Below are 19,177 nucleotides of genomic sequence, written 5' to 3' on the forward strand. Positions count from 1 at the left end.
TGATTTGGTTACAATACAGAGAAAGAGAGTCAGGAAGGGAGAAATCATGGAACATACCTATCACAATGTAAAATTAACTGCTCCAGAGGTGGGGAGCTTGTGGATGCAGTATATCAGTGACAGTTTGTCCAAATGTGTTCTTCGACATTTTATTTATCATGTAAAAGATGAAGCAATTGAAAAAGTGCTTCGTTATGCCCTTAGCTTATCAGAAACTCATCTCGAGAAAATAAAAGAGTTTTTTACGATAGAAGAGCTTCCAATCCCGATAGGTTTTACAGATGAAGATGTGTTGGTGGACGCACCACCTTTGTTCACCGATACGTTTATGATCGTATACATTCATACAATGTCCATACATGGTTTGACAAGATATGCAGGTGCAATCGGAACAAGTGTAAGAGAAGATGTAAGGAGGTATTTTATTCAGTGTAGTGCTGAAACTACGGAATTATATGATTCAGCTACGGAAGTAGTTTTAGACAAGGGAATCATCAGTAAACCTCCTACTATGACAAACAAGCATACCGTAGATTATGTAACAAAACAAAGCTTTTTGACCGGGTGGTTTGGAGATCGTCGCCCTATTAATTCGATTGAAATCAGTGGAACGTATATTAATATGCATAAGAATGTAGTAAAAGTTGTATTGGAAATGGGCTTCAGACAGGTAACTAGGTAAAAGAAGTTGAACAATTTATGACGCGAGCCGAAAAACTTTGTAAGAGGCATATGGATATTTTATCTAAAATGCTAACTGACGATAATCTACATGCGCCAAGATCATATGAACAAGAAGTCACCGATACAACTGTTGCACCATTTTCAGAAAAGCTTATGATGTATCATATAACCACGCTGCTTTCAGCGGCGATAGGGTATTATGGGGAAGCCTTGTCGATAAGTCAAAGAAGAGATTTATCTGGTAGTTATGTAAGAATGATAACTGAAATAGGGTTACTTGCAGAGGATGGTGCACAGTTACTCATTGACAATGGATGGCTCGAACAACCACCAGGAGCTCCAGACAGAAATAAATTAAAGAACGTAAAATAGAAGGAGTTGCTTTTATAGCAGCTCTTTTCTTTTTGGGAGGAAAAGGGAAGCATTTATCGAATTAATATATAGATCTAAAAACAGGAGGAGTAATATTTAATGAAAGCAGTAGGTTTATATAAATACTTACCAATCGAGCATGAAGAAAGCCTTATAGATATTAATATAAAAAAACCTTCACCTAAAGGGAGGGATCTCCTTGTAGAAATAAAGGCTATAGCTGTTAATCCTGTTGATACCAAGGTGCGTTCGCCGAAGGACGTGGTGGAATTAGAACCGAAAATCCTTGGTTGGGATGCATGTGGAATGGTGGTTGAAGTTGGTGAAGAATGCACATTGTTTCAACCTGGAGAAGAGGTTTTTTATTCGGGAAGTTTGAATAGGCCAGGTACGTATAGCGAGTATCATTTGGTTGATGAAAGAATTGTCGGGAAAAAGCCAAAAACACTTAACTTTGCTGAATCTGCTGCAATGCCTTTAACGGCTCTAACCGCATGGGAAGCGTTATTTGAACGTCTCGGAATTGATTCAACAAACAAAAACGAAAATCGTTCTAAAACCGTCCTGATGATAGGTGGTGCTGGTGGAGTAGGGTCCATTGCCATTCAATTAGCAAAATGGGCAGGATTACAAGTGGTTGCTACGGCCTCTCGGGCAGAAACAGTGATGTGGGCCAAGGATTGTGGTGCTGATTTTGTCATTAACCATTACCGTTCCCTAAAGGATCAATTGGTAAATTTGCAAATAATAGAGGTTGATTATATTTTATGCTTAAACGATACGGACCAGCATTGGAAAGCGATGGGGGAGGTTATTAAGCCACTTGGGAAGATTTGTTCCATCGTTGACAATAAATACCCCATTGAATTAAATACATTAAAAAGTAAAAGCGTCACCTTTGTTTGGGAATTTATGTTTACTAAGACGATGTTTGCAACTGAGGATATGATTTCACAGCATCACATTCTAAATAAAGTAAGTGAATTGATTGATGAAGGAAGCTTAAAAACAACCCTTAAGAAAACACTATCACCGATACATGCTAAGAACTTACGAAAGGCTCATGAAATGCTGGAGTCTGGAAGGACAATCGGAAAAATTGTATTAGAATCATTTGAATAAAAGACAGCAGCTGCTTTAAGAAGATAGTTGCTTTGCCATTTGAACCATCCCATTAGGTTTGAAATTATCATACCACGGTCAGGGAAGATATTTTATAAAATTTATCGTTAGATTAGGAGCTAGAAAAGTGAGCTTTGGTGTTCTATTTATCATTGGAAATGTTTTAGCTGTTGTCATTATTAGTTGGTTATTAAAAAATAAACAACTGTCCCGTTCTTTTGTTTTTGTTCGAAAATTAATTTTTTTGGGTTATGTGTTATTTTTACTCTCATTTATTAGTGTTGAGGGGCTAATTTTAAAAGAGGCTTATTCAAAGGAAAAATATAATAACAAAGAAATAGATTTTGTTGTTATCCTCGGAGCTGGTCTACGAGGAGAAGAACCTTCAAAAACGTTGCAAGGAAGATTGGATGCTGGCTTGGAATATTTGTTAGATAATCGAGAGATCCCAGTCATCGTGTCGGGTGGTCAAGGTCCTGGGGAGACAATTACAGAAGCTGAGGCAATGGGGGCATTTTTGGTGGAGAATGGCGTTGAAAAGGGACGAGTGTATTATGAAAGTCTATCCACTGACACGAACGAAAATCTGAAGTTTTCTAGTGAGATGATGGCCCAACTTGGTTTGGAAAAACCGAAGATTCTTATCATTACGAGTGATTATCACTTGTTTCGAGCAAAGGCTTTAGCAGAAGAATACGGTTTAACTCCTTATGGGCTTGGTGGAAATTCCCCATTTTTTGTGAAAGTCAATTATTACATTCGTGAGTATTTTGGTGTGATTAAGGATTTCATTTTATGAGTTTCATCTGATTTTTAATGGAATTGGATGTATGTCCTGTACCAATCTTTTCATCCTTAAATACAATATTATGTGTATTAGTTTGAAGGGAGGAGTGACAGAATGTCTTTGTTTATGGAGAAGTTTAACAAAAGGTATAAAGAAGCTGCTAAAGCAGAAAAAACAAAGGATAAAAAGAAAAAAAAGAAAGGTAAAAAAAAGAAATAGGAAAAGTAAATCCCCAAAAAAAAATAAGTAGCAATCTAAAAAATCAATCACCAAGTTTTGACTATATGAAACGTTGGTAATTGATTTTTTTGTCTATTTTCCGAAAATGAGTGGAAAGTGCAGTTATTCCTTGAATTAAAACAGAATAATAAAAATGTTCTAAATAAAACATAATTTAAAGGTGACTCCATTGTTCTAGCTATAAACCTAACAAGTTATCCTAATAATTGTTATTCTAATAAAATATTGCAAATATTATCAAATTCTAGGAACAATAATTAATACAGTAATCTCAACTTTACCACTTCCTCATGATACTATTGTAGTAGTATAATATAGGTTAAAAGTAATTCAAATGTCATAGCAACAATTCTGGACCACACAATTATTCGAACTAGTGGAGGATAAGATGTATAAAAAAGTTGAGACATTGGCAGATCTTAATACATTTAATGAAATCTGGATGGAGTGTTGGATCGAGAAGGGTTATATGCTAGATCCAACCTTTGATGAGACAGATCGATTTATTATTCTTGAACAAGAGAATCGAGAAATAGGTACAATTGAGTTCAAATCTTACTTCCCAACGGTGCAAAATTACATTAACACTGTTTTCCCCTTTCACGAGATACAGATGCTAGAAACAAATCCCATGAAGGTTATTGAAATAGATAAGGTATCTATTCTAAAGGAATATAGGGGGAAAAATCTCGAAAGATTATTATCCCTGTTTGTTCATTACACAGAATTCTACCAAATGAACTATTGCGTGGTTCTTTTGGAGAGAGTATTCTATAGAGCATTAAGAAATGTATACAAAATACCGATCGAACCTGTTGGAGACCAAATGTATTACAAAGGTGATTACGTGGTACCAGCAATTATTCACTCCCATGAAGTGTATACAAAGAAGGAAGGCTATCCATGGATAATTCCTTCTAATCAAGCGTTCGAAAGGAAACCGATTTATACTTAAAAGGAGAAAATAATGTTCGCCCTGAAAAACAAAAAGTTTGCTTATCTTTTTATAGCTTTTTTTATCCTTACGAACTTCTTATGGAATTACTTCTTTCAGCATAAGCAAGCTTTTTTGGACTGGGGTGGAGTTACATTCCAAACCATTGCCTGCTTAACATCTTTTGGCTGGCTTTTTGCAACATATAAAAATGACAACGGAAAGGCCAAGAAGTTTTGGCTGTATTTAGGACTAGGAATCTTAAGTTATATTATAGGGATTCTTATTTGGGTGTTTTACGAGTTTATCTTAGGTGTTTATGGAGATACTCTTCTGTTGCCAAAAATCTTTTGGATTGGACAGAACGGGTTTTATTTTATTGCCCTTTTATACATGATGAACGTTGTGAAAAGTAAGTTACTTACCATACGATTTTCCTTTGATATGTTGATCATCATGGCTGTTGCAACTACATTTAATTGGGTGTTCATTATCGCACCGTTATTAAAAATGGAGGGAAATCCATTTCATCTCGTTGAACTCATGTACCCGATATTAGATCTTGGGGTTTTAGGAGGAGTCATCAGTCTTTTTATCGCTTCAAACTCCGTTTTCAATAAAAAGACTTTATATTTATTAGTAGTAGGTTTATTAGTGCAAATCATGGCTGATACTATTTTTTCGTTTCTAACCGTAAAAAATTTGTACACGGTTGGAAGTATATCAGAGCCATTATGGATTCTATCATTATTTATTCTTGCTCTTGCTGGACTTTATCATGATGCTCCATCCAATGTGAAACGCGAGTACAGATACGAATCTGATAGCAGGAACAAATTCTTCATTAAGCATAGCTTACCTTATGTGGGAGTTGTGTTGCTATCATTGTATGTGATATCTCAAATTTACCATACTGCTCCAGTTGTTGTTGGATTATTTTTAACGATTTTATTAGTGGTTTTAAGACAACTATTTACATTGTTGGAAAATGATAAATTGGTTTCTGAATTGAATGATTTAAATGAACAACTCGAGGAAAAGGTGAAAGAGCGGACCGACCGTTTAGTTGAAACGATTAATCAGATGGAGTATTTAGCCTATCATGATGTTGTGACGGGCTTACCCAATAGAAGATTTATTGAAAAGCGGCTTTCAAGAGCAATTTGTAACCATAATGTACGGAGTAAAAAGAAGGTTGCTTTCTTATTACTTGATTTAGACCGTTTTAAGCATATAAACGATAGTCTGGGTCATTCATACGGGGATTTATTATTAAAAGAGGTTGGAGATAGATTATGTTCGTGCCTTAAACCAAATGAGCTAGTGTGCCGTATCGGTGGAGACGAATACGGGATATTACTCGAAAATACGAATGTAATACAAATCGAGAAGACTGCAGAAAAAATTCTTACCGTCCTTCGTAAAACTTACGATATTAGAGGGGAAGAACTCTATGTAACACCTAGTATAGGGGTGTCGATATACCCAGAACATGGTAACGATTTTGAGTCCCTATTAATGAAGGCTGACACAGCAATGTATAAAGTAAAGGAAGCCGGAAAAAACCACTACAAAATATATCATGCTGAAATGGACATAGAGCCTCAAGTAACAATGGAAAACGCGTTACGAAAAGGGATTGAGCGGAATGAACTAGAGCTATACTACCAGCCTCAGGTTTCTCTTGAAAACAATAATATTGTTGGTGTAGAGGCGCTGTTGCGGTGGATTAGACCTGGTCAAGGGGTGGTTCCACCCTGCGAATTTATCCCTCTTGCAGAGGAAACTGGACTTATTCTTCCTTTAGGAGAATGGGTATTGAAAGAAGCTTGTTTGCAATCTGTGAAATGGGAAAAACAGGGTCTTTTACCGATTAGAATTGCTGTTAATATATCAGCCATTCAATTTCAACAAAATAACTTTATTGAAAAGGTAACCGAGACTTTATTCGAAACTAAAGCAAATCCAGAGGATATTGAACTTGAAATAACGGAAAGTGTGGCTATGGGTTCTATAGAAGAAACACTTTCTAAACTTCACTCTTTAAAGGAAATGGGCTTCCATATTGCTATGGATGACTTTGGTACAGGCTATTCTTCCTTGCAATACTTGAACCAGTATCCTATTGACCACTTGAAGATTGATCGATCTTTTATTTCTTCACTGAATACAAGTGAGAAAAATGTTGCCATTGTTAAATTGATTGTTTTGATGGCTAAAGGATTAAATTACAAGGTGATTGCTGAGGGAGTAGAAGACGATAGTCAAAAGCTATTCTTACAATCCATTAAATGCGACGAATATCAAGGTTATCTGTTCAGTCCTCCATTAAACAAGCTAGATACAGAGGTGCTTTTGCAGCAGCAACTTACCAATAAATAAAAAAGTGGAGCATTTCTTCATAAAGAAATGCTTTTTTTTGTAGTGCATAATAACTTATTTTTGAGAAGTGATGAAAGTAGCAATTTTTAATTATAATGATTAAGATAATGTTATATATCCAAGTGGTATAGGTTGTCTAATGTATACATATATAACTACATAAGATATAGGAGGATTCACTTTGGAAATAGGTGTAAGTACATTTGTAGAAACAACACCGGATATAGTGACGGGTGAGGTAGCTAGTCATGCACAACGGATCCGGGAAGTGGTAGAAGAAATCGTTCTAGCTGATCAAGTTGGTTTAGATGTGTTTGGGGTAGGGGAGCATCATAGAGAGGATTTTGCTGCTTCTTCTCCAGCGGTCATTTTAGCAGCAGCAGCTTCACAAACAAAGTATATTCGTCTTACGAGTGCGGTTACCGTTCTATCGTCTGTTGATCCCGTACGCGTGTTTCAAGATTTTGCAACCCTTGATGCGATTTCAAATGGTCGAGCTGAAATTATGGCAGGCCGAGGATCATTTATTGAGTCATTTCCATTGTTCGGGTACGATTTAGCGGATTATGATGAATTGTTTGAAGAGAAGTTGGATTTATTATTGAAGATTAGGGAGTCTGAGGTTGTTTCTTGGTCAGGTAAACATAGACCGGCCATCCATCAAAAAGGAGTGTATCCACGTCCGGTCCAACATCCACTTCCAGTATGGATTGGAAGTGGGGGGAATTCCGAATCGGTCATCCGTGCTGGAATTCTTGGCCTTCCACTCGTATTAGCGATTATTGGAGGAAGACCCGTACAATTTGCTCCACTTGTAGAGCTTTATAAGAAGGCTGCTACTCATGCTGGTCATGATGTATCAAAGCTAACGGTAGCTTCTCACTCTCATGGATTTATTGCAGAAGAAACGGAACTAGCTGCAGATAAGTTTTTCCCATCAACCCAACAGGTCATGAATGTACTTGGGCGGGAGCGCGGTTGGGGGCATTATGGTCGTGCTAGCTTTGATGCGGCACGTAGCTTTGAAGGTGCTTTGTACGTAGGAGATTCAAAGACAGTGGCAGAAAAAATCATTCATTTACGAAAAAATGTAGGGATTACACGTTTTATGCTTCACGTACCAGTTGGGTCTATGCCTCATGTGGATGTGATGAAGGCAATTGAATTACTTGGCAAGGAAGTGGCTCCTATTGTAAAGGCAGAAGTAGCAAAGTGGGAAGCGTCTTTGGGTAACGGGTAATGCCCAATCATTTGACTTCTTGGCTTGCTTACGCGTATGATAATTAGGAAGATAATTAAATACCAAAGGGGAGTAGCTATAACAGTAAAGTCGTCACTACGAGATGAAATTTCCGGCTTTGTTGGGCAATCTTTGTTGCTAGCGAGACCTTTGCCAAAGTTTTGGTAAAGGTCTGCCCCTTTTCGTAAGATCATTACCACAGAGGTAGTGGTCTTTTTTATTTTTCAATATAAGAAGTATGGAGGAATGAAGAATGAAGAGAAAGTGGATGGCAGTAACATTAACGGCGGCTATAACATTAAGTGGTTGTTCGTTATTAGAAGAAGTGAACGGAACACTTAACTATGTAAAACAAGCAACAGAATATGTCAATGAAGCGTCGGATTTTGCTAACGAAGTACCAGCTATGGCTGAGCAAGCAATTTCAGATACACAAGCATTGGCAGAATTAGAAACAAGGTTACTAGAGATGAAACAAGAGATTGAAGCATTTAGTAAAATCGAAGCTCCGAGCATTGCGGAGGAGCTTCACCAACAAGTTATTGAGCAGAACGACAATGCATTGGAAGAGATAAATGTATTTTTATCAAATATTGAAAACGGTGAACTAGATCCTACTTTTTTGGAAAATACTGAATTAATTAAAACCATACAAGAACTAACGGAACTTTCTAACCAAATTCAGCAGCTTGGTGAATAATAAAGTCGAACAACTGAAGAATGAGGAGGCGTGGTATTAAGGCTCAAGAAGAATTGTAAAAGAAAAGGTAAGCGATGTCCGCTTACCTTTTTTCTCAATGGGATAATAGATACTGCTTATGCTTTACTAAAGGCAGGCATCCTTATGGCTGATACTAACATAAAGCTGAGTTTTTCTAGCCTATATAATATCTTTAACATGATCATAAAGGAGCGAATTAGCATATTCAAAGTATCACCCTCCACATTGAATTGTGTTGTTTTCAACACGTTATTAGTTTGCTTTAATAATTTAAGCGTATTCATTAAGGCAATCTCGTGAATTAATGAAGTAAGCACTTTTTTTTGAATTGGAAAAGAATATAATGGAGAAAAATGTTGCTGTCACTCATGGAGGAATGTGTTGTGGATTGGGTTGTGGCGTTATTAAAAGAACCATTGCTATTATTATTTGTTATCTTATTTTTAGGATCCGTTCTCGGTCAAATGGAAATTAGAGGATTAAGTTTAGGATCTTCAGGTGTTCTTCTTGTTGCCATGTTTTTTGGCCATTGGGGCTATGATATTCCCCATACTGTTCAGAATCTCGGATTAAGCTTATTTATTGTGGCGATTGGTCTCCAGGCTGGACCACGCTTTTTCAGGATGATGAAATCAAGTGGAATGATTTTTGGGTTTATTGGGTTAATTATTGTATTTGTCGCAGCGATTACAACCGTAGTGGTTGCAAAGGTATTTGATTTATCTCCTGCACTTAGTATAGGAATTATGACAGGAGCATTGACGAGTACTCCTGGTCTTGCGGCTGCTTTACATGCTACAAATGATCCGCTCGCTTCGGTTGGATATGGGATTGCTTACCCTTTTGGTGTACTAGCAGTGGTGCTTTTTGTACAATTATTGCCTAAGATACTAAAAGTGGATATGGAAAAGGACCTGAATGAATCGAGTGGTCCTGTTAGAAATGAAGAGTCTCCTGAAGTGACAACTATAGAGGTTATGGATCCAAATATAAATAAAAAAACGTTAAAAGAGTTACGTTTTAACCAATATGGTTCTGTAGTTATCAGTCGAGTGATTCGTGGAGACAGAAATATTATTGCTTTAAATGATACAGTTATCTTGAATGGAGATCGATTGGTGGCAGTTGGCTTAAGGGAAGATTTAAATCGAATTATTAAAGAGGTAGGAAAAGAGGTTTCTACGAATTTAAAGAACCATGACCATGTAAAGATCCGTAAAATAACGGTTGATTCGGAAGAGATTATTGGGAAAAATATAAAAGAACTAGAGCTAAGAAGGAAATATGGAGTAACGGTTACAAGAATTGAACGAGGTGGATTCGAGTATAACCAAAGTGCAAGATGGCCGCTCGAAAGAGGAGATATTTTAACATTGGTTAGTAGTGAAGACCGTTTAAACGATGCGGAAAAGCTATTTACTAGAAGGACTTTAGTAGTAACGAACATCCATATTCTATCTCTAAGCTTAATTTTATTGATAGGAATTGCAGTAGGAATGATTCCTATTCATCTTCCAGGGCTAGGTACCATCACACTAGGTGTTGCAGGGGGGCCACTATTTATTGCATTATTTATTGGTCATTTTGGGAAAATTGGCCCTATTCGAGCTCGTTTTTTCCAACCCTCTAATCAAGTAATTCGTGATATTGGACTTGTTTTATTTTTAGCTGGTGCCGGAACAACAGCTGGTCAAGGGTTAGTTGAGGTAATTCAAGAAGAAGGGTTCCGCCTGGTGTTTGGTGGAGCATTAATCACAGTAATTCCGATGATGGTTGGCTTCTTTTTATCAAGAAAGCTATTTAAGATGAGTGTTATCCATTCTCTTGGAGCATTATGTGGGGGCATGACAAGTACACCTGGTTTAGGGGCGGTGAATCAACAAATCAATTCAGATGATGCATCGATTGCTTATGCTGCTGCATATCCTTTTGCCCTTATCTTTGTTGCAGTTATTTCGCAAGTACTCATTTTCTTCCTTTAATTTAACAGGAACAAAGCTTAGGATATGAGACCTAAGCTTTGTTTTATTTTAACATGACTTCTTTTTTCTCCATGCTATCTGATTCTGAAGTGAGACTTTTTTTAGTATAAATGAACACTCAAGTGTTTCTTGTACGTTCGAAGCAGAATAAATTCCTTTATAACTAGTTCCCGTTTTATCAGATGATTTGAGTGTACCAACGCCACCATAGAATTGGTGATCGAATAGTTGATAATTAAGGGAATATTCTAAGACACCCTGATGATTAATTAACCCGACTAACTCTCCTATTTTTATGTTTTCCCCTTTAATACTCGCACGAATGAGACGGTCGTATTGATTAAATGAAAAAATCGTTTCACTAGGGAAAAATGGTGTAGCGTCAATGGTTGTACATATGAATAATTTATTGTTGTAATCACTCATTCTTCTCTATCCCCCAACTGTTTTCTGCTATAGTCAATAAAATGATCATCGAATGTACGAATCGGCACTACACGAATGGGTGTTCCTTCAGCCTTAATCGTTAAAAAAGCGAAAAAATAAATGGTGAAGCATAGTGCAATTAGCCCAAACATTGTACTTCCCCCTTTTTTGTGTATGGAGAAAAGGTAAAAGATGATAAGATTACTAGTAAGAAATACCATTAAATAGAAAAACCATTTCTCCCTGTTTAATACATTTTTAGCTTAAATGGTGAAACGCGTTTCAGAGCAAGAAAAAGTTTTTTGAAGGGTGAGTGTATGGCAAATATTCGAGAAATAGCAAAAATGGCTGGCGTTTCTGTTACAACTGTCTCCCGTGTACTAAATGATCACCCATATGTGAGTGAAGAAAAAAAGGCAGCTGTACAACAAGCGATGGTGGAAGTGGATTATCAGCGTAATATCAATGCTGTTCACTTAAGTAAAGGGAAGACGTATTTGATAGGGGTGGTTATTCCTTTCTCAAATTCTCCTTATTTCGGATTTTTAGTAGAGGGAATAGCAAACGAAGCCGTTAAAAATAATTACAAGCTTGTTCTTTTTCAAACAAACTATGAGTTGAATAGAGAAATAGAAGCATTAAATATGCTTAAGCAAAAACAGATCGATGCCTTAATCATTTGTTCAAGAATTAGTAGCTGGGATGTAATTGCTGAATATAAAACATATGGGCCGATTATTTTAAGTGAAGAAGTGGAAGACAAAATCGTATCTTCTACTTATATTGATCATTATAAAAGCTTTTTAATTGCTTTGGATTACTTACATAAAAAGGGACATCATCGAATCGGTTATTGCATAGGGAGAAAGTCAGGAACGAATAGTGAAATGCGAGAGGCCGCTTATAAGAATTTTCTAGTGGAACATGGGCATCCATTTTTACAGGATTATATTTTTTATGATAGCTTTCGTTTTGAAGATGGGGAGGGGATCGTCGCCCGTTTAAAAGAAATGATCTCTCCCCCAACTGCTTTATTAGTAACAAGTGATCAAGTAGCAGCAGGAATTATTACATGTGCGAGAGAACTAGGTATACTTGTTCCTAATGAGTTAGCGATTATGGGTTTTGATAATCAACCAATTGCCAAAATTATGAATATCACCACACTTGAAATTCCACTAGTTGAGGTTGGAAGAAAATTATTTATTCAAGCGATGCACTACCCAACGATCTTTCAGGAGGAGATTGAAGTGAAGTTAATCGAGCGATTAACAGTGTAGTTCATATAGACTAGAGAATCGAAATGGGCGCGCTTGTTATTGTTTGGTGGCTTTGGCTCCAAAGTATAGAAAAATGGTTTGAAAAGAGAAATCACCCCACACCTACCTAGATACAGAAGGGTGTGGGGTTTGTTTTACAAGTCAGATTTAGGGTTTGTATTGAATTTTCCATTTTTGTTTTCTTTTTCATGCCCATGAATTTGGTCTCCGCCGTTACCCTTTTCTTTGGCAATCTTTCCACCTAGTTTAACATTTGGGTTATCTTTTTCAGTCATGATTTTTCACCTCCATCCTCTTTACTATCCAAAAAGGCGAAGGATTCTATTCAATATACAAATAATTTTTATAATCAAAAGTGGAATCAAACTTGCTGGTACACAGCCAAACTTTGGATGTAGCTCATAAAACAAGGAACACTGTCTGCCTGAGACGGACAAAACACCCCGAACTGTCCACGAAAGGTGACAGACACCTTAAGCGATTTTCATCTTTATGGTAGAAAAGTAGTGTTTCTTATTTTGCATTGTTGAAAAATATGGTATGTTACTTTATGGTGATAAAATTGTTGATGATTAAAGATTTGTTTACGAATTTAGCTATTGTTGTTTCTTTACTATTCCTATACTCACATATCTTTTCGACGAGCCCTCTAACCAAAGACTCTACCTTTATGAGAAAAATTTTGTTGGGTGTAGTTGGTGGGGTGTTTTCTAATATTCTCATGCAATACGGCATTCGAATAGATACAACAATCGTTGATCTAAGACATATTCCAATTATTTTGCTCGCGTTTTTTGGTGGTTATTTGCCGGCATTCATTGGAATGGTATTAGTCATTATAGGTCGTTTTTTTATTGGCGTGAATACCTCTGCGTATGCATCTGTCATTCTTATGGTTCTTATTACTTTATTTTCTATTTTGGTCTCTTCACAAAGGATATCCAAGAAAAACAAGGTAATATGGATGCTTACGTTTTCCAATATTATTTTTACCTTTGTGATCATTTATTTAGTAAATGACCTTTCTTTACTAGTCAAATTGATCCCTCTTTATTGGATCATTTCATATATAGCAGGTTTCCTTTCCTTCTATATTCTAGATTTTATTAGGAAGAGTCAGTTTTTATTGGAAAAATATAAATCGGAGTCTACAACAGATGGATTAACGGGGTTAAATAATGTTAGGAAATTTGATGAAGTATTTAATTCCCTGCTTAATGAACTGAATAAAAGTATTCAAAGTTTGTCTCTTCTTTATATCGATATTGATTTCTTTAAAAAAATTAATGATACGTATGGTCACTCGGAAGGGGACCTGGTTTTAAAGCGATTAGGAACGTTATTAACCGTAAGTACGAGAAACTTTGACATCGTTAGCCGGAATGGAGGAGAGGAGTTTACCATCCTGCTACCGGATACTTCTGTCGCAAGAGCAATGGATATTGCGGAGCATATCAGAAAAACGGTTGAAAATACGGAGTTTTCCTTATCAGGCGGTGGAGTGATAAAGGTAACGGTATCCGTTGGGGTCGCCTCTTATAAAGATACTACAGAAAACCCAAGTATGCTTATAGAGGATGCAGATAAAGCTTTGTATGTAGCGAAAAAAACTGGACGGAACAAAGTTTGTTGCCATAATTCAATAGATTAAATAATTTGAGCTCGGGACAAGTTTGTCTCGGGCCTATTTTATGTTAAAATTTACTTCTTCTTATGTAGTACCAGGAATTTTACCATGAGAAACAATTTTGGATATTCAACATTTATATAAAGAGATGAAAAAAGGTTGCTGTAGACCCACCCAACTTTCGATTGTTATTCTATTAAAGGAGGTTTTGGGCTCGGAGGTGTGAATATGGACAAAGAAAGATATGAACAGTTAAGGCTAGGCGAGCGTGGAGCAATGATCAGTATTGCTGCTTATATTTGCCTTTCTATAATTAAATTACTGATTGGATTTTCTGCCCAGTCGGAGGCGTTAAAGGCGGATGGGTTTAATAATTTGACTGATATCATCGCTTCAATCGCTGTATGGATAGGATTAAGAATGTCACAAAAACCACCAGATGAAGATCATCCTTATGGCCATTGGAAGGCGGAAAATATTGCGTCATTGGTTGCTTCTTTTATTATGGTGGCAGTAGGTTTAAGTGTATTACATAAAGCCGTTGTTTCAATTTTCTCAGATGAAAAAGTGGTTCCAGACATGCTAGCCGCGTGGACTGGTCTTCTATGTGCTGTGGTTATGTATTTTGTCTATCGGTATAATAAAGCGCTTTCGAAAAAAGTAAAAAGCCAATCTGTATTAGCGGCAGCGAAGGATAATCTATCAGATGCGTGGGTGAGTATTGGAGCAGCGGTTGGGATTATAGGTTCACAATTTCATCTGCCTTGGCTTGATCCGCTAGCTGCAATTATTGTCGGGATATTAATATGTAAAACTGCCTATGATATTTTTTACGATTCCTCTCATCAATTAACAGATGGATTTGATGAACAGTTAATTGAAGAATATAAGGAAAGTATATTAAAAACTACAGGTGTAACTAGCATTAAGGATATTCGCGCAAGAAATTATGGAAATAACACAGTTGTTGATATTATTATTGAAGTAAACGAAGACTTAAGTATTCGAACAGCACATGATATCTCAAGTAAAGTAGAAGAAAAACTAATTAGTGAATATGATGTTTATAATGTGCACGTTCACGTTGAGCCAAGCTAAGTAAAGGAAAAGGGCGTCCCATGTGTGAATTAGGAACACCCTTCTTTTTTACATAAAAAGTCTTTTGAACATATGATTCCCACTATAAATAAAAATAGGGCAAAATAAGCAGGAAGCAAGTGAAGAAATGTGGTATAGCCGATGACAAAAAATGAGAGAAATAGGAGGACAAAATGATGAGTGGTACAAAGACTGAGTTTCCTAAACTTGCCAAACCGGCTATTAGGGCATTAGAAGGTGCAGGTTTTTACGGATTAGAACAATTGACTGAGGTTGAAGAAGAAGAACTTGTTAAGCTACATGGAATGGGCCCGAAAGCAATTGAACAGCTTCGATTGGTCCTATTAGAAAAAGGGTGGAAGTTTAGGGAAAAATAGACATATATAATGGAGTGTATTACCATTAAAATATTTTCAAGGAATTTAATTTTCCCAAATAATTTCTATGATATGATAACAGTAAAATCCATTTATAGAGGCTAGCTTATGAAAATCTGGGGTCAAATCATATTTGTATTATTCACATTAGGAATTACCACTTACCATAATTTCTCTCATGGAAAGACCGTCTTCACCAGTGAGCTCCTCTTCTATGGAGCACTAGCATGGTTCCTTGGAAGGCAGTACGACAAGGCGAAGTATTATGAAAAGATTGCTAGATTAAGTGAGAAGAGTTATAAGAATTTATTAGATTCTCTGCCGAGCACGATTATTATACATAAAGATCAGCAGGTCATTTACGTAAATGATCTGGCGGTCACCATGTTTCGTGCTCCTAATCGGGAAGCGTTAATTGGAAAACCAACTTTAGAACTTGTTACTCCTAAGTATGCAGATCAACTGAAAAAGAGGACAAAAGCTGCATCAAGTGGAAATAAACCTTTGAAAAGCATTGAATACAAGTTGAAACGACAAGATGGAACGACGATGGATTTTGAGGTTTCGTCACTAAAAATTATTTTTGAAGGTGTAGAGGCTGTTCTTTCTATAGGTAAGGATATTACGGAGAAGAATGAGCAGACAGATCAATTACTACAAAAATCAGAAAAACTTGCCCTTTTGGGACAAATGGCAGCGGGAATTGCTCATGAAATTAGAAATCCTTTAACTTCTATTCGTGGGTTCGTTCAACTGTTTAAAGGGGATCAAAATCAAAATATGTATTATGATATCGTTCTATCTGAATTAGATCGGATCAATGGTATTGTAGGAGAGTTTTTATTTCTCTCGAAACCTACCACAACAGCGATGCAGGAGCGTGACGTCAGGAAGCTGTTAAGTGATGTTGTAACATTAATTCAAACTCAAACAATCCTTAGTAATATCCAAATAGGTATGGAATATGAAAGTAATCTCCCATATGTTTATTGTGATGAAAATCAGTTAAAGCAAGTATTTCTAAATATACTTAAGAATGCTACTGAGGCGATGCCTAATGGAGGAACCATTGAGTTAAAGGTTAAAAAGGATAAAGCAAAAGGAGTACTCATTCAAATCGCTGATCAAGGGGTGGGTATACCGAAAGAACGAATTCCGACGCTCGGTGAACCTTTTTACACAACAAAGGAAAAGGGGACAGGGCTAGGTTTAATGACTTGTTATAAGATTATAGAGAACCACAAAGGTCAACTTCAAATTGAAAGTGAAGTAAATCAAGGGACTACAGTTCAAATTTTCTTACCTTCTGCAAGTGATGTATTAAAAGAAACAGGCACAAGCTTTTAAATGTTCAAGATAACGTTATAACCTGTCATATAAAAAAATAAAGTCTTGGGGTGGAATATGATTGTCGTTAGTGCGTGTTTAGCGGGATTGCCAGTTCGATATAATGGGCTTAGCTCCTTAGATAAAAAAATACATAAACTAGTAAGAGAAAAGAAAGCCATCACTGCATGCCCTGAATTGCTAGGCGGACTTGAAACTCCTAGGGAGCCAGCTGAAATTGTAGGTGGTACTGGAGAAGATGTGCTGGATGGAAAGGCTAAGGTCATAGATTGCAAGGGAACGGACGTGACAGACTCTTTTATAAGAGGGGCCAATGAAACACTTGATGTTATCAGAAAAATCCAAGCAACAATAGTCGTATTGAAGGAGAACAGTCCATCGTGTGGAAGCGGGAAAGTCTATGATGGTACCTTTACAGGTGAAAAAGTCGAAGGGCACGGTGTAACAGCAGCTTTGTTGATCAGAAACGGAGTACGAGTCATTTCGGAGAGGCAATTTCTAAAAGAATATTAGAGGATGAAGAAGCGCAGGGTTACCCCCTGCGCTATTTATATTGAATGTTAAAAACCAAGATCTTCTCTTTATTACGTCTAAAGTCTTAGTTAAATCTACTGCGGGGGCTCGTGTGCTCTCCTTCTTTTTCCAAGTATGATAAAAGAAGATCATATGAGATGGAAGGTGTTACGTAGATGACAGGTATCGTTCAGTTACAAAATGTGACGAAGACTATTAAAGGGAAAACAATTATTGACTCTCTAAGTTTTGAAGTCAATAAAGGGGAGGTGTTTGGTTTTCTTGGACCAAACGGTGCGGGTAAAACGACCACAATCCGTATGATGGTTGGGTTAATCGGGATGACCTCAGGTGATATAAAAATCGGAGGCCATAGCATTCAATCTAATTTTGAGCAAGCGGTAAGTCAAGTAGGTGCAATTGTTGAGAATCCAGAGATGTACAAATTTTTAACAGGCTATGAAAATCTTATCCATTTTGCAAGATTGTCCAATCAAGTTAATAAAGCGAAGATAGATGAGGTTGTTAAGCTCGTTAACTTATCCGATCGAATCCATGACAAAGTTAAGAATTATTCACTTGGGATGCGTCAAAGATTAGGAGTTGCACAGGCGCTTTTACATGAACCAGAAGTTTTAATACTTGATGAACCAACAAATGGACTTGATCCTGCAGGAATTCGCGAAATGAGAGACCATCTTAAAATGCTAACAAGAGAAAGGGGATTAGCCGTAATCGTTTCTAGTCACTTGCTTTCTGAGATGGAGATGATGTGTGATCGAATTGCAATCCTTCAAAAGGGGAAGCTTGTTGACGTACAAACCATTCAAGATTTTAAAAAGGGTATTGACCAGGAGATTCAATTTGACGTTGCTCCAATTGAAAAAGCTCTAGCCACTTTTCAAACAATGGGTATTCCGGTTCGAAGAGGTGAGATAGGTTTTACCTGCAGTATTAAGAAAGAGGAAATTCCTTCCGTTGTAAATAGTTTAACCAGAGAAAATATAGACATATTTGGAATAAAGGAAGTAACTAAATCATTAGAGGAACGTTTCCTTGAAGTAACAGAAGAAAGAGAGGTATCCCTACATGCTTAAGTTATTACAAAATGAGTGGATGAAAATTTTTAAACGTCCAGGAACATTTGTGATGATGGGTCTTTTATTAGTAACCATTGTCCTTATGGGTGGAATCATTAAATATGAGAATCAAGATGTGAAGCCAAATCCGAACTGGCAGCAGGAAATCCAAACAACTATTGATGAACAGAAGCAAAATCTAGCACAGATAGAAAATGCCGCACAAGGGCAAAGAAAATATTTGGAGAAAATTATTGCCATTAATGAATATCGTTTGGATCATAATCTCGCTCCGGATGGGGAATATGCTATATGGAGCTTTGTTCAAGATGCATCAAGTTTAATCCAACTAGCAGGATTATTTACAATTATTGTTGCAGCAGGAATCGTGGCGTCTGAATTTAACTGGGGTACAATCAAATTGCTGCTAATTCGACCAACCAGCCGGGCAAAAATCCTTTTGGCTAAATATACAACTGTAATTTCTTTTGCACTACTCATGCTGACTTTACTATTTGCCTTTTCCACTCTAATCGGATGGATCGCATTTGGGATGCCAGAACAGGAAACACCTTATTTAAATTACTTTGATGGCAAAGTAGCTGAAGAATCGATGATTTTTCACCTGATTAAATTTTATGGATTAAACTCAATTAGCATGATTATGCTTTCGACCATGGCATTTATGATTTCTGCAGTATTCAGAAACAGCTCACTTGCTATCGGATTATCGATCTTCCTTATGTTTACCGGGGCTCAATTTACGAATTTAATTGCCATGAAGTTTGAGTGGGCAAAGTATATTTTGTTTGCGAACACAGATCTTATGCAGTATTTTGAAGGAACGCCATTAGTAGATGGGATGACATTAACTTTTTCTGTTCTTATGCTTGTCGTTTATTTTGTCCTTTTCCATAGTTTAGCCTTTTTCGTTTTCAAGAAAAGAGACGTGGCTGCATAGAGAAA

Annotated in this window: 20 protein-coding genes; 17 read left to right on the forward strand and 3 right to left on the reverse strand. The window is 36.8% G+C overall.

The features are described 5' to 3' along the window. Positions 1-46 precede the first annotated feature (46 nt). From ACVBAX_RS07155 to ACVBAX_RS07195, 9 genes are all read left to right on the forward strand, one after another. Complete coding sequence (locus ACVBAX_RS07155) at positions 47-682, forward strand: DUF3231 family protein (protein ID WP_447116429.1); 636 nt, start codon at positions 47-49, stop codon at positions 680-682. A gap of 50 nt (positions 683-732) precedes the next feature. Continuing rightward, positions 733-1,056 (forward strand): DUF3231 family protein, encoded by a 324-nt coding sequence (locus ACVBAX_RS07160; protein WP_447116430.1) that lies wholly within the window; start codon positions 733-735, stop codon positions 1,054-1,056. Between the two features lie 99 nt (positions 1,057-1,155). Next, entirely contained in the window at positions 1,156-2,178 is a 1,023-nt protein-coding gene (locus ACVBAX_RS07165; protein WP_447116431.1) for a zinc-binding alcohol dehydrogenase family protein, read from the forward strand. Positions 2,179-2,305: 127 nt separating this feature from the next. Beyond that, entirely contained in the window at positions 2,306-2,977 is a 672-nt protein-coding gene (locus ACVBAX_RS07170) for a YdcF family protein (RefSeq protein WP_447116432.1), read from the forward strand. A gap of 616 nt (positions 2,978-3,593) precedes the next feature. Further along, a complete protein-coding gene (locus ACVBAX_RS07175; RefSeq protein ID WP_447116433.1) occupies positions 3,594-4,160 on the forward strand; it encodes a hypothetical protein in 567 nt (188 codons plus the stop codon). Between the two features lie 12 nt (positions 4,161-4,172). Continuing rightward, entirely contained in the window at positions 4,173-6,521 is a 2,349-nt protein-coding gene (locus ACVBAX_RS07180) for a putative bifunctional diguanylate cyclase/phosphodiesterase (protein WP_447116434.1), read from the forward strand. Positions 6,522-6,702: 181 nt separating this feature from the next. Continuing rightward, positions 6,703-7,761 (forward strand): LLM class flavin-dependent oxidoreductase, encoded by a 1,059-nt coding sequence (locus ACVBAX_RS07185; RefSeq protein WP_447116435.1) that lies wholly within the window; start codon positions 6,703-6,705, stop codon positions 7,759-7,761. Between the two features lie 253 nt (positions 7,762-8,014). After that, positions 8,015-8,461: a DUF6376 family protein gene (locus ACVBAX_RS07190; protein ID WP_447116436.1), complete on the forward strand. Its 447-nt coding sequence runs from the start codon at positions 8,015-8,017 to the stop codon at positions 8,459-8,461. A 404-nt stretch (positions 8,462-8,865) separates the two neighbouring features. Next, positions 8,866-10,464 carry an aspartate:alanine exchanger family transporter gene (locus ACVBAX_RS07195; RefSeq protein ID WP_447116437.1) on the forward strand — a complete coding sequence of 533 codons (1,599 nt, stop codon included), beginning with the start codon at positions 8,866-8,868 and terminating at the stop codon, positions 10,462-10,464. A 48-nt stretch (positions 10,465-10,512) separates the two neighbouring features. Here the strand turns inward: ACVBAX_RS07195 and ACVBAX_RS07200 are convergent, their stop codons facing one another. Further along, on the reverse strand, positions 10,513-10,890 hold the full coding sequence (locus ACVBAX_RS07200; RefSeq protein WP_447116438.1) for a hypothetical protein: 378 nt from the start codon (positions 10,888-10,890) through the stop codon (positions 10,513-10,515). Then, a complete protein-coding gene (locus ACVBAX_RS07205; RefSeq protein ID WP_447116439.1) occupies positions 10,887-11,042 on the reverse strand; it encodes a hypothetical protein in 156 nt (51 codons plus the stop codon). Before ACVBAX_RS07205 ends, ACVBAX_RS07200 begins: the two co-directional genes overlap by 4 nt. Before the next feature lie 165 nt (positions 11,043-11,207). Between ACVBAX_RS07205 and ACVBAX_RS07210 the strand changes: the two genes are divergently transcribed. Continuing rightward, the gene (locus ACVBAX_RS07210) at positions 11,208-12,170 is read left to right on the forward strand and encodes a LacI family DNA-binding transcriptional regulator (protein WP_447116440.1); all 963 of its coding nucleotides are present in this window, start codon (positions 11,208-11,210) and stop codon (positions 12,168-12,170) included. Positions 12,171-12,304: 134 nt separating this feature from the next. On the opposite strand, the gene ACVBAX_RS07215 is transcribed toward ACVBAX_RS07210, so the two are convergent. Next, positions 12,305-12,445 carry a hypothetical protein gene (locus tag ACVBAX_RS07215; RefSeq protein WP_447116441.1) on the reverse strand — a complete coding sequence of 47 codons (141 nt, stop codon included), beginning with the start codon at positions 12,443-12,445 and terminating at the stop codon, positions 12,305-12,307. Positions 12,446-12,738: 293 nt separating this feature from the next. Here ACVBAX_RS07215 and ACVBAX_RS07220 point away from each other — a divergent pair, with 293 nt between their 5' ends. The 7 genes from ACVBAX_RS07220 to ACVBAX_RS07250 all read left to right on the forward strand — a co-directional run bounded on the left by ACVBAX_RS07220 (position 12,739) and on the right by ACVBAX_RS07250 (position 19,172). Then, entirely contained in the window at positions 12,739-13,821 is a 1,083-nt protein-coding gene (locus ACVBAX_RS07220; RefSeq protein WP_447116497.1) for a GGDEF domain-containing protein, read from the forward strand. 204 nt (positions 13,822-14,025) lie between these two features. Beyond that, positions 14,026-14,895 (forward strand): cation diffusion facilitator family transporter, encoded by an 870-nt coding sequence (locus ACVBAX_RS07225; protein WP_447116442.1) that lies wholly within the window; start codon positions 14,026-14,028, stop codon positions 14,893-14,895. A 173-nt stretch (positions 14,896-15,068) separates the two neighbouring features. After that, entirely contained in the window at positions 15,069-15,272 is a 204-nt protein-coding gene (locus ACVBAX_RS07230; protein WP_447116443.1) for a DNA-binding protein, read from the forward strand. Between the two features lie 108 nt (positions 15,273-15,380). Beyond that, a complete protein-coding gene (locus ACVBAX_RS07235; protein WP_447116444.1) occupies positions 15,381-16,619 on the forward strand; it encodes an ATP-binding protein in 1,239 nt (412 codons plus the stop codon). Between the two features lie 57 nt (positions 16,620-16,676). Beyond that, positions 16,677-17,132 (forward strand): DUF523 domain-containing protein, encoded by a 456-nt coding sequence (locus ACVBAX_RS07240; RefSeq protein WP_447116445.1) that lies wholly within the window; start codon positions 16,677-16,679, stop codon positions 17,130-17,132. 176 nt (positions 17,133-17,308) lie between these two features. After that, entirely contained in the window at positions 17,309-18,229 is a 921-nt protein-coding gene (locus tag ACVBAX_RS07245) for an ABC transporter ATP-binding protein (protein ID WP_447116446.1), read from the forward strand. Then, positions 18,222-19,172 carry an ABC transporter permease gene (locus ACVBAX_RS07250; protein ID WP_447116447.1) on the forward strand — a complete coding sequence of 317 codons (951 nt, stop codon included), beginning with the start codon at positions 18,222-18,224 and terminating at the stop codon, positions 19,170-19,172. Before ACVBAX_RS07245 ends, ACVBAX_RS07250 begins: the two co-directional genes overlap by 8 nt. Positions 19,173-19,177: the final 5 nt, after the last annotated feature.

This window comes from Robertmurraya sp. GLU-23, from assembly GCF_052983275.1.

Excerpts from the sequence above, each read along its gene's own strand:
- ACVBAX_RS07160 (WP_447116430.1), top strand. The coding sequence starts at position 733 with ATGGATATTTTATCTAAAATGCTAACTGACGATAATCTACATGCGCCA.
- ACVBAX_RS07250 (WP_447116447.1), top strand. The coding sequence starts at position 18,222 with ATGCTTAAGTTATTACAAAATGAGTGGATGAAAATTTTTAAACGTCCA.
- ACVBAX_RS07235 (WP_447116444.1), top strand. The coding sequence starts at position 15,381 with ATGAAAATCTGGGGTCAAATCATATTTGTATTATTCACATTAGGAATT.
- ACVBAX_RS07180 (WP_447116434.1), top strand. The coding sequence starts at position 4,173 with ATGTTCGCCCTGAAAAACAAAAAGTTTGCTTATCTTTTTATAGCTTTT.
- ACVBAX_RS07175 (WP_447116433.1), top strand. The coding sequence starts at position 3,594 with ATGTATAAAAAAGTTGAGACATTGGCAGATCTTAATACATTTAATGAA.
- ACVBAX_RS07200 (WP_447116438.1), bottom strand. The coding sequence starts at position 10,890 with ATGAGTGATTACAACAATAAATTATTCATATGTACAACCATTGACGCT.
- ACVBAX_RS07245 (WP_447116446.1), top strand. The coding sequence starts at position 17,309 with ATGACAGGTATCGTTCAGTTACAAAATGTGACGAAGACTATTAAAGGG.
- ACVBAX_RS07240 (WP_447116445.1), top strand. The coding sequence starts at position 16,677 with ATGATTGTCGTTAGTGCGTGTTTAGCGGGATTGCCAGTTCGATATAAT.
- ACVBAX_RS07210 (WP_447116440.1), top strand. The coding sequence starts at position 11,208 with ATGGCAAATATTCGAGAAATAGCAAAAATGGCTGGCGTTTCTGTTACA.
- ACVBAX_RS07215 (WP_447116441.1), bottom strand. The coding sequence starts at position 12,445 with ATGACTGAAAAAGATAACCCAAATGTTAAACTAGGTGGAAAGATTGCC.
- ACVBAX_RS07165 (WP_447116431.1), top strand. The coding sequence starts at position 1,156 with ATGAAAGCAGTAGGTTTATATAAATACTTACCAATCGAGCATGAAGAA.
- ACVBAX_RS07220 (WP_447116497.1), top strand. The coding sequence starts at position 12,739 with ATGATTAAAGATTTGTTTACGAATTTAGCTATTGTTGTTTCTTTACTA.
- ACVBAX_RS07155 (WP_447116429.1), top strand. The coding sequence starts at position 47 with ATGGAACATACCTATCACAATGTAAAATTAACTGCTCCAGAGGTGGGG.
- ACVBAX_RS07190 (WP_447116436.1), top strand. The coding sequence starts at position 8,015 with ATGAAGAGAAAGTGGATGGCAGTAACATTAACGGCGGCTATAACATTA.
- ACVBAX_RS07205 (WP_447116439.1), bottom strand. The coding sequence starts at position 11,042 with ATGTTTGGGCTAATTGCACTATGCTTCACCATTTATTTTTTCGCTTTT.
- ACVBAX_RS07225 (WP_447116442.1), top strand. The coding sequence starts at position 14,026 with ATGGACAAAGAAAGATATGAACAGTTAAGGCTAGGCGAGCGTGGAGCA.
- ACVBAX_RS07230 (WP_447116443.1), top strand. The coding sequence starts at position 15,069 with ATGATGAGTGGTACAAAGACTGAGTTTCCTAAACTTGCCAAACCGGCT.